Genomic DNA, 13,424 nt, shown 5'->3' on the forward strand with positions numbered 1-13,424 from the left:
ATTATAGTATTTGGTCGATTTTTTAAAAACCGCGTTTCATGTTGCTATATTGAAGGAATGACTGTTTTTTGTGAAAATAAGTTTGTTAAAAATTAGTTTTTTGGTTAAATATTTTCTTATGTTTAACAAAAAATTAATCTATGGCAAAAAACTACATTAGCTACTTACATTTTGTATTGTTTTTTATTTTTTTTACCGTTCTTCCTTCAAAACTAACGGCACAATGTGCTGGTGTTGATAACGTAAATGAATTAATTTGCGATGTTACTAATCCGATTTATCAAACCGTAGATTTATTTTCTTTGTTAGGCGGTTCTCCAGTTCCTGGCGGAACATGGACAGATGATAATAATTTACAAGGCCTAAATCCTTCTACTGGTATTTTAAATGCGCAATTTATCCTTAGCGGAGGAGAATATCACTATACCTACACAGCTCCAGCTACTTCGGGCTGTACTGATAACAAAGCGGTAGTCACGATTACTATTGGTGCATACGTTGGAGTCGGATCTCAAGCAACAGTTTGTAATGAAAACAATTTTTTTAATCTTTTTACCGCTTTTGATAGTAAGGTAATGGGACCACATGTAAACGGAAGATTTACCACAGATACAGGTCAGCCTGTAGAATCTACAATAGCGATCGGACAATATACAACCAAAACGACACTTAACTTCATTTATACTGTGCCGCCAGTGCTTGCTTGTTCTCCTAGCTCAAAATCGACCAATGTGCAAGTAACCATTTATATAGCTCCGAAAATAGGAAAACCACAAGATTTGGAGTTATGCGGAACTACAGATTTGGCAGGTTACACCAATTTAGATTTATTTGACCAGCTAATTGGAGGAGACAGAGGTGGTGCCTGGACGGGTATAGGTTTAACCTCTGCTACAGATCATAATATTAATCTTCAAGAATTGTTTGATACGAATGGACCTGGAGTATATTCTTATACCTATACTGTTTTAGCAGTTCCTGGTAATAATATATGCGCCAATAAAGATGTCAAAGTAAATATAACTCTTGAAAAAAGACTTGATTTTACAGGATCTAAAATTGAAGCTAGCAAAGATATTTGCGAATCTGAGATTTCGACAGCGACTTATTCGGCAAAAATTACGCAAGGGCCAGATAATATTCCTAATGGAACATACGATATCAATTTTAGTGTTGTCGGTCCAGGAGTGTCATCATCTGAAAATGTAAGGGGGAATTTTGTAAATGGCGAATTTAATTTCCCAATACGAGCGTCTTATTTTAAGCAAGTAGGAGATTATACTATTACTGTTACAGGTATAACGTCTACAACAAGCAAAGGAACATGTGTAAACATATTTAATCCGTTTTCAACTATTTTAAAGATTTATCCGTTGCCACGCTTAAATGATGCTACATTAACAGCACTTCCAATTTGCCAAAATGATGTGGCAACAATTGAAATTGCTGCACCTCAATTACTTGATGGGCTTTATCGTATTTCCTACAATATAAACGGAGACAATCTAGCTCTAGGCGAAACAGCAGAAATACAGTCTGTTGGCGGAAAAGCATCATTTACAATTCCAGGTAACTTGAGCAGAAGAAGCGGATTGTCGGTAATTACTATTTATAGCATAACAAATATTACCAATCCTTCACCACAATGTACCAATACAGCAAATGTTGCAGGAAATCTGTATATAAATCCATTGCCAAATGCCATAACAGTAAAAGCTGCGGTAAAAGATTATTGTTTGAATGCGCCTGTTACTGTTGCCGTTTCAGGATTAGAAACTTTAACTAATGTCAGTATTTCTTATGCATTGTCAGAAGCTAATATTTCTGCGGTACAAACCATTACTAAAGCAGTAGCAAATGGTAAGCTAGATTTTGTTATTCCTGCCGAATTGCTTTTAAATGCAGGTGAGACAAAAATTACATTATTGAATCTAACGAATACAGTTACAAATTGTGATGTAGATTTAATCAACGTTACAGATAATTTTATAATAAATCCGATTCCTCCAGCGCCAACTGTTTCAGATCAGCAATTTTGTAAAGTTGATGAAGCTGTAATAGCCAATTTAGAGCCAAAGGGAACTCAGTACAAATGGTACAATTCTGCAACAGCAACTACGCCACTTGCAGTCGATTATGTTTTAAAAACAGAAGATTACTTCGTTAGAGAAACTGCTGCTACAGGCTGCGTTTCAGAACCTGCAAAAGTTTCGGTACTTATAAATGATACAGCTGCACCGGAAATGAATGAAACGGCAGATTTTTGCGGACTGGCCAATCCAAAAATAAGTGATCTTTCTAATAAAACAAATGTTCCAGCAACGGTGGCTTGGTATGATGCGGTGGATGGAAATTTACTGGCATCGACCACATTATTAGTTCATAATGCGATTTATTTTGGATATGATTTAAATGAAACAACCCACTGTTTGTCAGAAAGCTATAAAGAAGTAAAAGTCTCACTGCAGGACTGCGAGGTCGCACAGTACGAGTTCTTTATTCCAGATGGATTCTCGCCAAACGGAGACGGTGTAAACGATTCGTTTGTGATAAAAGATATTGAATTTTTATATCCAAATTATACACTTGAAATTTATAATAGATACGGAAACGGAATGTATAAAGGAGATAATAATAAACCTGCTTGGGATGGCAAAAACTACGAAAAAAGCGGTATCGCTGGAGGTGTTGCACCCAATGGAGTTTATTTTTATGTGTTGCATTTCAATAAAGACAATAAACCGCCACAGCAAGGCCGTCTTTATTTAAATCGATAAAACCTTTTTACATTTTAATATAATTTTCAAATGAAAAAAATAATACTTCTTATAAATTTCCTTTTCTATTTATCCGTTTCTGCTCAGCAAGATCCAGAATATACCCATTATATGTATAACATGAGTGTGGTCAATCCTGCTTATGCGACTGGAGTTCCTGCCATGATGAATTTTGGCGGATTGTACAGAACGCAATGGGTTGGTGCTTATGGCGCTCCAAAAACATTTACCTTTTTTGGACACACAGCTATTAATGATAAAATAGAAGCCGGTATCTCATTCGTTTCAGATGATATAGGAGATGGAGCTAAAAAAGAGAATAATGTGTATGCCGATTTTGCATATGTTTTAAAACTAGGCGGAAAAAATAAATTGTCTCTGGGTTTAAAAGCTGGATTTTCGTCTATGCAAAGCAATTTTAATGGTTTTCGTTTTACTGACCCTCAAACAGATATTGCTTTTTCAGAAAATATAAATGCAACAAAACCTAATATTGGAGTTGGAGCGTATTATTTTAGAGATAATCTTTATGTGGGATTGTCTGCCCCAAACTTATTGAAGTCAAAATATATTGAAGAAAAGTCAGGAATGAATGCTTTTGGTTCCGAAGAGATTCATACTTTTTTGACTGCTGGTTATGTTTTTCAGCTCAACAACGCATTGAAATTGAAACCTGCATTTATGTCAAAATTTGTAAAAGGTGCGCCAATAACTTTAGATGTTTCAGCCAATGTTCTTTACAACGAAAAGTTCGAATTTGGAGCTTCTTATAGAATAGATGATTCTGTAAGTGCGCTTTTCAATATTAATGTTACACCGACCTTAAGAGTGGGGTATGCTTACGATTATACGCTTACAAACTTCGGACAGTTTAATTCTGGAACACATGAAATTATGCTGTTGTTCGATCTGGACTTGTTAGGAAAAGGATTTGATAAATCTCCAAGATTCTTCTAAAATGAAAAATATGAAAAAATTACTCGTTATTATATTCGTATTTTCAATACAGTTTATAAATGCACAGGATCTAGAACTAGCTAGAGCAAAACGTTTTTTTGATAAAACATATTACAGCGAAGCTATTATTTTATACCAAAAATTGGCAGACGAAAAACCGTCTCAAGAAGTCATTAAAAATCTAGCCGATTCTTATTTCTATACTAACAATTTAGTAAAAGCACAGCGTTATTATCGTCTTTTGATTTCAAATTACAGCAATAATTTAGACCGAGAATATTATTTTAGATACGCACAGACTCTTAAAGCAACAAATAGTTATGACGATGCAAATGCCAATTTAAAAGAATATTATTCTAAATCTGCCAATGCAGACGATCTTGCCAATTTTGAAAAAGACATTAAAACATTAGAAAATGTTACGGCAATTGGCAAACGTTTTGAGATTAAAAACCTTGCGATAAATACACCAAATTCTGAATTTGGAGCTGTAAAATATAAAGAGGATTTAGTTTTTGCTGGGGTGAAATTGAAGCCTGGTTTATTTGATAAAAAGTTTAAATGGGATAACGAAACGTATTTGAATTTGGTTTCAATTCCTTTAAAAAATATTAATTCAGGAGATTCTATAGTTCATTATTTTGCTAAAGAATTAAAAACCGGAATGCACGAATCGAATGCTATTTTTACAAAAGATGGCAAAACGATGTATTTTACCCGAAACAATTCTAAAAACGGAAAGAAGAAAAAAGACGACAAGAAAATTTCCAATCTTCAGATTTTTAAAGCAGAATGGGTTGAAGGAAAGTGGACAAATATTACGTCGCTTCCATTCAACAGTCCGAATTATTCTGTGGAGCATCCTGCTTTGAGTGCAGATGAAAAAGTATTGTATTTTGCTTCAGACATGCCAGGATCTCTGGGTTTTTTCGATATTTATTCTGTTAATATTAATAAAGGAGCATTTGATACTCCGAAAAATTTGGGTCCAGAAATTAATACAGATAAAAGGGAGCAATTTCCTTTTGCCTCAGCAGATAATAAGCTTTATTTTTCTTCTGACGGACATTTGGGCTACGGATCTTTAGATGTTTTTGTTTCTGATATTAACGGAAATGAATATTCAAAACCTATTAATGTCGGACTTCCAGTAAACTCTAATTTAGATGATTTCGCGTTTAACATTGATTCTAATACCAAAGAAGGATTTTTTGCTTCTAATAGAGAAGGAGGGAAAGGGAGCGATGATATTTATCAATTCAAAGAAATAAAAGATTTGATTGTTGAAGATTGCAAGCAATTAATCGCGGGAACAATTACAGATATTGATACGCAATTGGCTCTAGAAAATGCAACGGTATTATTACAAGATTCAGAAAATAAGACTTTAAATACCATTACAACTTCTGCTGATGGGAAATTCAGTTTTACGGTTCCTTGCGAGGCTTCGTATAAAATTTCAGCTTCCAAAGAAAACTATACAAATGCTTCAAAAATACTGACTTTAGACAAAACAAGAGATAAAGTTAATGACGGTTCTTTAGCTTTAAAATCATTGGAAGTTATTAAACAGGAAGAAAAATTAATTGCTGAAAATAAGAGAAAGCAAGAAATTATTATTGAAGAAGAAAACAAGAAAAAAGAAGCTTTGGTGGCAATTGAATTGAAAGAAAAAGAGAAAAAAGCCAAAGAAGCGGCAATAGTTGCAGCTGAAGTTAAAAAGCAGGAAAAAGTAAAAGAGATATTGGCAAAGGAAAAAGATGTTGTTAAAGATAAAGATCGTTTAATCATTAAAACAGATCCAATTTACTTTGATTACAATATGTGGTATATCCGAAAAGAATCAAAAGTAGTTTTGGGCAGGGTAGTAGAGCTGATGAAGAAATATCCAGATATGAAAATCGAAATTGGTTCGCATACCGATTCTAGAGGGAATGCCAAATTTAATGAAGATTTGTCTCAAAAAAGAGCCAATTCGACAAGAGAATTTATAATTCAGTCTGGAATTGATGCAAAACGAGTTACAGCAAAAGGCTACGGAGAATCGGTGCCAATTATAAAATGTAAAACAGACGAATCTTGCTCAGAGGAAGAACATGAATTGAACAGACGATCTGAATTTGTAATCAAAAGTTTGTAATTTTTTTGAAACATAGTAAACCCGACAGATTTTAAAAAACTGGCGGGTTTCATTTTTACAGAAAAACTTTGCCAAAACCTTTTTGCGGAAATCTTTTTTCTTTAATTTTATAGTGATATCAACGAAATAGAAAAAAATATGAGAAATCTAACCTTGTCTTGTTTGCTTTTATCCTTTATTGGATTGCAAAGCTGTAAAAATGAAGAAAAACAAAAAGCTACTGAAGCTGCAAAAGCAGAAGGTGAAGCGGTGGTAAGCACTGCATGCTATAAAGCGATTTATGAAAAGGACACAATAGATTTAAAATTGAATACTTTAAAAAACGGAAAACTAGCAGGAGATATGATTATGAGAGTTGCGCCTTCAACTGTTAGAACAGGAGAAGTTGCAGGTGAGTTTCATGGCGATACTTTATTTGTGGACTACACTTTTAAAGACAATGTAAATGGAGAAAAAACATTCAAGAACCCGATGGCACTTTTAAAGCGTAACAACCAGCTTATTTTAGGAAATGGTGTTATGCAAACTACAATGGGTGTTACTTATTTGGTAAAAGATAAGCCAATTGATTTTGAAAGCGTAAAATATAAATTTGATTCTGTTGAATGCGCTGCGAAGTAAATAAAGAATAAAGAATAAAGATGTGAGAAGCAAGAGTTTCTTTATAAAGATAAAAAGCCGTTTCTAGATTTAGAAACGGCTTTTGTTATTTAAAGTTTTTAAATTCTTATTGAACTTCACCCTTAATTTTAAGAGCTACTCTTCCGTCAGGATAGTTTACTGCGTTTGTTTCAACAGTAATTGTTTTACGAATAGGTCCTGCTACCATGTTATATTTTACATCGATTTTCCCTTTTTTGCCCGGCATAATTGCTGCTGCAGGTTTGGTAACAACGATTGAACTTAGCGTAGATTCTGCGCCTGTAATTAATAAAGGAGCATCACCAGTGTTTGTAAATTCAAAGGAACGAAGTCCATTGTCACCTTTAGAAATTTTTCCATAATCAATTGTATTGTCTGGGGCTGCAAATTCAATTTTCGGGCCGTTTTGTGCATAACTTACTGCGCTAAACAATAAGACTGCAATAAAAGAGGCTGCATTTTTCATATGAAATCTTTTTTTTAATTGTAAGTAAATATACATTCTTTTAATTAACACACAAATTATTATTTCTCTTTTTATAGTCTACTTAATTATTTACTTTTGCTGTCAGTTATAAATACAAAAATTGAACCAGTTTTTTGTTTGACTGTTTAGTCGTTTATTTGTTTAATCGTTGAGATTGATTTATAAAAGACTTTTTTTAACAGAAAATAAGAAAACAAATCAATTTGAAATTCGATGATCAAAACCGATTAAACGGTTAAACAAATTAACGATTAAACAACCCTAGTAAATGACAATTCCAGCACAATTTGACGCTAAGACGATTGAGAGTAAATGGTATGATTACTGGATGAAAAACAACTATTTTCATTCAGAACCAGATCATAGAACACCGTACACCATTGTAATTCCGCCGCCAAACGTCACTGGAGTCCTTCACATGGGACATATGTTGAATAATACGATTCAGGATGTTTTAATTCGTCGTGCACGTCTTAAAGGATTCAACGCTTGTTGGGTTCCAGGTACAGATCACGCCTCTATTGCAACTGAAGCAAAAGTGGTAGCGAAATTAAAAGCAGAAGGAATCAATAAAAACGATTTGACCCGCGAAGAATTCCTAAAACATGCTTGGGAATGGACAGATAAATATGGTGGAACAATCTTAGAACAACTTAAGAAATTAGGAGCTTCTTGCGATTGGGAACGTACTAAATTTACGATGGATCCAGATATGTCTGCATCTGTAATTAAATCGTTTGTAGATTTATACAACAAAGGTTTGATCTACAGAGGATACCGTATGGTTAACTGGGATCCAGAAGCAAAAACGACTCTTTCTGACGAAGAGGTAATCTATGAAGAACAGCAAGGAAAATTATTTTTCTTAAAATATAAAATTGAAGGTTCAGAAGATTTCTTGACGATTGCAACGACACGTCCTGAGACTATCTTTGGAGATACTGCCATCTGTATCAATCCAAACGATGAGCGTTTTACACATTTAAAAGGTAAAAAAGCGATTGTTCCAATCTGCGGAAGAGTAATTCCAATTATTGAAGATGAATATGTTGATGTAGAATTCGGAACAGGATGTTTGAAAGTAACACCTGCGCACGACATGAACGACAAAACTCTTGGTGAAAAACATAACCTTGAGATTGTTGATATTTTTAATGAAGATGCGACATTAAACAGCTTCGGATTACATTATCAAGGAAAAGACCGTTTTGTGGTTCGTACTGAAATTGCAAAAGAACTAGAAGAAATTGGGGCTTTAGCAAAAACAGAAACACACTTAAATAAAGTAGGAACTTCTGAAAGAACCAAAGCGGTAATCGAACCAAGATTATCTGACCAATGGTTCTTGAAAATGGAAGAATTAGTAAAACCAGCAATTAAGTCGGTTTTAGAAACAGGAGAAATTAAATTACATCCAAAACGTTTCGAAAATACATATGCGCATTGGTTAAACAATATTCGTGACTGGAACATTTCTCGTCAATTATGGTGGGGACAACAAATTCCAGCATACTATTATGGAGACGGAAAAGAAGATTTTGTAGTTGCAGAAAATATCGAAGATGCTTTAGCTTTAGCAAAAGAAAAAACATCTAACAGCTCACTTACAACATCTGACTTAAAACAAGACGTTGACGCTTTAGATACATGGTTTTCATCTTGGTTATGGCCAATGTCAGTTTTCGGTGGAATTATGGATCCAGAAAGTCCAGATTTTAAATACTATTATCCAACAAACGACTTGGTAACTGGTCCGGATATTTTATTTTTCTGGGTTGCGAGAATGATTATTGCAGGTTATGAATATGCAGGAGAAAAACCATTTACAAATGTATATTTGACTGGTTTAGTTCGTGATAAACAACGTCGTAAAATGTCTAAGTCATTAGGGAATTCTCCTGATCCTTTAGATTTGATCGATAAATTTAGTGCAGACGGAGTTCGTGTAGGATTGCTTTTAAGTGCTTCTGCTGGAAACGACATTATGTTTGATGAGGAATTGTGCAGTCAAGGAAAAGCGTTTTCAAACAAGATTTGGAATGCTTTTAAATTGATTAAAGGTTGGGAAGTTTCAGAAACTATCGCACAGCCAGAATCATCAAAAGTGGCTATTGAATGGTACGAAGCGAAATTACAGCAGACTTTAGTTGACATCGAAGATAATTTTGAGAAATACAGAATTTCAGATTCTCTTATGGCAATTTATAAATTGGTTTGGGACGATTTCTGTTCTTGGTTCTTAGAAATGATCAAACCTGCATACCAACAGCCAATTGACAGCGTAACTTTCGCGAAAGCGATCGAAATGTTAGAAAACAACTTGAAGTTATTGCATCCGTTTATGCCTTTCTTAACAGAGGAAATTTGGCAGTTAATTGCAGAAAGAACTCCAGAAGAAGCTTTAATTGTTTCGACTTGGCCAGAAGTTAAACCGTTTGACGCAAAATTAATTGCTGATTTTGAAAACTCAATTGAAGTAATTTCTGGAATTAGAACAATTAGAAAAGACAAAAATATTCCGTTTAAAGATGCCATCGAATTAAAAGGAATCAACAGCGAAAATGTTTCTACTTATTTTGATTCAATCATAAGGAAACTAGGAAACGTTTCTGCATTCGAATATGTTTCAGAAAAAGTAGACGGAGCATTGTCTTTCCGTGTAAAATCAAATGAATATTTCATTCCGATTACGGGAAACATTGATGTTGAGGCTGAAATTGCAAAACTGACAGAAGAATTAAATTATACTAAAGGATTCTTGAAATCTGTTGAAGCAAAACTTTCAAACGAGAAATTCGTAAACGGAGCTCCAGAGAAAGTCCTTAATTTAGAAAAACAAAAACAAGCTGATGCTCTAGCAAAAATTGCTACAATTGAGCAGAGTTTGGCTGGTTTGAAGTAAGAAATCAAACTTAGTTTTAATACTAAACCCGACAGATTTTTAAAATTTGTCGGGTTTTATTTTGGTGTAAATCACATCAATTTTTTTATAAAAAATAAATCGGACTTTTATGATTTTTGTATTTCAAAAAGGTATAAATTTAATACGATTTTTCACTACCTAAATTTTCTTTTTCAAATGAAAAAAATCTTATTTTTTGCATCCATTTTGACTCTTTTTTTCTCTTGCTCCAACAAAATTGAGAATGTTGAGAAATCTTTTTATTACTGGAAAAGTAACAACTGGAGTTTGAATTCAAAGGAAAGTCAGGTTTTAAAAGATTTAGAAGTCAAGAAATTGTACATTAAGTTTTTTGAGATTGATCATAATGAAGCTTATGGAGATTTTCCTGTTTCCAAAACGTCTTTACATTTTTATCAAAAGGAAGCTTTTTTAATTGTTCCAACGGTATATATTAAAAATGAGGTTTTTAAAGATACGAATAGAGAAAGGATAGATACACTTGCCAATAATGTTGCTTTTTTGATTAATAAATATATAAATGAAAGATTTGAAGGTGCTATTGCGGCAAAAGAATTTCAAATGGATTGTGATTGGACTTTGACAACAAAGGATAATTATTTTTATTTTTTGAAGAAATTAAAGGCAGTTTCAAAAAAAGAAATTAGCTGCACATTGAGATTATATCCTTATAAATATCCTGAAAAAATGGGTATTCCTCCAGTTGATAAAGCTACTTTAATGTGTTATAATTTGATAAACCCATTAGCGAATCATTCTAAAAACTCCATTCTAGATATAGAAGAATTAAAACTTTATCTCAATAAGAAAAGAAAATATCCACTCCACTTAGATATTGCGCTGCCCACTTATTCTTGGATGCAGGTATATAAAAATGATCATTTCTACAAAGTGATTTATGAGGGACAGAAAGAGGTTTTAAAATCTTTAAAAGAAATTAAACCTTTATGGTATGAGGTTACAAAAGATACGGTCGTCGATAATTTTTATTTAAGAATTGGAGACAAGATTAAATACGAAAATTTAACCTCAAAGAAAATTAATGAGGCAATTGAAGTCATCAAAAAGAATGTCGACTTTGACGCCAATACAACAGTAACATTATTTCATTTAGACGAAGAACAATTAAGTAATTATAGCAATGAAGAACTTTCTAGTTTTTATAGCAATTTTAGTAAGTAATAGCATTTTTGCTTGTGGGTTTTATCCGTTTGGGGAAGAAATCCGATATTCATTTTTTAACCCTTCGAATTTTAATTACTATTCTTATTCAGAATTTAATTATTCTTATAATTCATTCTATCCAAATATTGACGGAGTGTACCCGCAAGGTTCAATCGATGAGAATGAAAACCTTTGGATGAAATATTGTCGAAGTAAAGTTTCTATCGAAGCTATACGAAGCATTTTATATGATTTTAATGAAGAGGATATTAATGAAAAATCTTCGAATGAAATGCTTCTGTATTTTTATAAAACTAAAAATATAGAAGCCATAAATTATTTGAAATTTGCTAAAACCTGTGAATCTCTTAATGGAATGTATGGCGATCCATGGGAAAAAAAGGAAGGAGCTACAATGCCAAAGAGAAAAAATCTTATAGATAAAGCCATAAAAATTTCTAATAAGGTTAAAGATAAAGAAATCAAATTACGATATACTTTTTTGGCTATTAGACTAGCCTATTATAATAATGATTTGGAACAAATCAAATCATTGTATGATACTATTTTTAAAAACCAAAAAAAGAAAGATATACTTAATTACTGGAGTTTATATTTTAGGACATTTGCCGAAACCGATAAAGCCTTAGCAAATTTTTATGCGGCACAGGTTTTTGTAAAAGCTCCAGATAAGCGCTTTATGATTTCTCAGGTATTTAACTCTAAAATTTCATTGGAAGATGTTTTAAAGTATGCTAAAAATGATGAAGAAAGGGCCAATGTTTATTTTTTAGCAGGTGTAAAAAAGAGCGATCAAGCCTTGTTTTGTTTAGAGAAAGTCTATCAGTACTATCCGAAATTTGAAGGTCTTTCTTTTTTGCTTCTTAGAGAAATTCATAAAATTGAGGATTGGGTTTTTACACCTTATTATTCTTTATTTAACCCAGCAGTTTCAAAATATGACTATTGGTCAGAAGATGCAAATAATTCGATAAAAGATGTTTTAAATAGGGTAGAAAATGATAGGATTTACGCTGGCAAAGTGTTGCAATTTGTAAGCAACGTAAAACTTAAAAAAATTAATGACCCAATTTTATGGAAGTTAGGAAAGTCTTATTTATCATTTGTAACAAAAGACAACCAGAGCTGTTTGAATGAAATTGCCATTATAGAAAAGGAAATTCCGAAAACAGGTCCCCTTTATAATCAAATAAAAATTATAAAAGCATTAGCCTTAACTGCCAATCAGGAAAAAGGAAAAGCTGTCATTTTGGATGCAGTAAAACCAATTCTTCTTGAAAATAAAAAAAATAGAAAATTTTTATTTGCTATTGGAAGGGAATTAGAATACAAGCAGAATACATTGGATGCCGCTTTTTTATATTCAAAACTTAATGAAGTTGTGACAGAGCCTGCTGATTATTCTGAAAATAATACAGCAGTTTGGAAAACTTTAAAAAACAAAAGCAATTCATACAGGGATTTTTATTCTAATTACTTTGAATACATTGATGTGATTTATTCGCCAGAACAAGTGCGGGAAATAGTAGAAAGGATTGAAAATAAAAGAGAGAAGCTAGATTCGTTTTCAGAATGGAAACAAAGTTATCTTAAAAAAGAAATTCCAAGATTATACGATTTGATTGGAACAAAATACATTCGTCAAAACAATCTCAAACTAGCCTCTGACTATTTTGGTAAATTGGATATTGACGAAATTGCCAGTTATGCAGATTGTCTTTGGGAAAAACCAAATTGCAAAGAATCAGATATGTTTGATGTAAATCCGTTTTTTGTCCTTAAGTATACTCCTGAGTTTATTAAGCAAGAAAAGTCCTTTAGATTAAATAAAAGAAGCATTACGGAACATTTAATATCATATCTTAAAAAGGCTTCTAATCCGAAAGAAGTCAATAAGGACTATTATTATTTTTTAGCAGGGAATGCTTATTATAACATGACACAAAATGGAAATTCATGGATGATGCGCCGTTACAATTGGCATCATTATGTTGATGATACTCCATTTGAAGATGAGAAAGAATATTTTCAAGGTAATTTAGCACAGCAATATTATCTTTTAGCGTTAAAGCATGCTAAAACAGAGAAGTTTAAAGCTTTATGCTTGAGAATGATAGGAAGGTGCGAAAAAAACAAACTACAATATCAATACCCTGATGATTACAATAGCCAAATTGAAAATTACGATGATTTTCTTTTAAGTAAAAATAAATACTATCAGGATTTAAAATCGAAATATGCAGATGATTATGTTGATCTAATGTCTGACTGCAGTTCTTTTGAAGAATATTTTAAGGCGAGAAGGTAAAAAAC

General features: G+C 32.6%; 8 protein-coding genes. 7 read left to right on the forward strand and 1 reads right to left on the reverse strand.

Going from position 1 to position 13,424, the window contains the following annotated elements:
* Window positions 1–140 precede the first annotated feature (140 nt).
* The 4 genes from QLQ95_RS15145 to QLQ95_RS15160 all read left to right on the forward strand — a co-directional run bounded on the left by QLQ95_RS15145 (window position 141) and on the right by QLQ95_RS15160 (window position 6,495).
* Window positions 141–2,777: a T9SS type B sorting domain-containing protein gene (locus tag QLQ95_RS15145; RefSeq protein WP_482500457.1), complete on the forward strand. Its 2,637-nt coding sequence runs from the start codon at window positions 141–143 to the stop codon at window positions 2,775–2,777.
* 30 nt (window positions 2,778–2,807) lie between these two features.
* Window positions 2,808–3,734: a PorP/SprF family type IX secretion system membrane protein gene (locus QLQ95_RS15150; protein ID WP_095929807.1), complete on the forward strand. Its 927-nt coding sequence runs from the start codon at window positions 2,808–2,810 to the stop codon at window positions 3,732–3,734.
* Between the two features lie 10 nt (window positions 3,735–3,744).
* The gene (locus QLQ95_RS15155; protein ID WP_482500458.1) at window positions 3,745–5,874 is read left to right on the forward strand and encodes an OmpA family protein; all 2,130 of its coding nucleotides are present in this window, start codon (window positions 3,745–3,747) and stop codon (window positions 5,872–5,874) included.
* Between the two features lie 138 nt (window positions 5,875–6,012).
* The gene (locus tag QLQ95_RS15160) at window positions 6,013–6,495 is read left to right on the forward strand and encodes a hypothetical protein (protein WP_095929808.1); all 483 of its coding nucleotides are present in this window, start codon (window positions 6,013–6,015) and stop codon (window positions 6,493–6,495) included.
* A gap of 106 nt (window positions 6,496–6,601) precedes the next feature.
* Here QLQ95_RS15160 and QLQ95_RS15165 read toward each other — a convergent pair whose 3' ends face one another.
* A complete protein-coding gene (locus tag QLQ95_RS15165) occupies window positions 6,602–6,982 on the reverse strand; it encodes a DUF1573 domain-containing protein (RefSeq protein WP_320493987.1) in 381 nt (126 codons plus the stop codon).
* A gap of 289 nt (window positions 6,983–7,271) precedes the next feature.
* Here QLQ95_RS15165 and QLQ95_RS15170 point away from each other — a divergent pair, with 289 nt between their 5' ends.
* From QLQ95_RS15170 to QLQ95_RS15180, 3 genes are all read left to right on the forward strand, one after another.
* Window positions 7,272–9,905, forward strand: a complete 2,634-nt coding sequence (locus tag QLQ95_RS15170) for a valine--tRNA ligase (protein ID WP_482500459.1) — start codon at window positions 7,272–7,274, stop codon at window positions 9,903–9,905.
* Between the two features lie 177 nt (window positions 9,906–10,082).
* Window positions 10,083–11,108 (forward strand): hypothetical protein, encoded by a 1,026-nt coding sequence (locus QLQ95_RS15175; RefSeq protein ID WP_428237871.1) that lies wholly within the window; start codon window positions 10,083–10,085, stop codon window positions 11,106–11,108.
* Window positions 11,068–13,419: a hypothetical protein gene (locus tag QLQ95_RS15180; protein WP_320493991.1), complete on the forward strand. Its 2,352-nt coding sequence runs from the start codon at window positions 11,068–11,070 to the stop codon at window positions 13,417–13,419. Before QLQ95_RS15175 ends, QLQ95_RS15180 begins: the two co-directional genes overlap by 41 nt.
* The last annotated feature ends 5 nt before the right edge of the window (window positions 13,420–13,424 follow it).

It is taken from the genome of Flavobacterium sp. B330r (assembly GCF_056824325.1).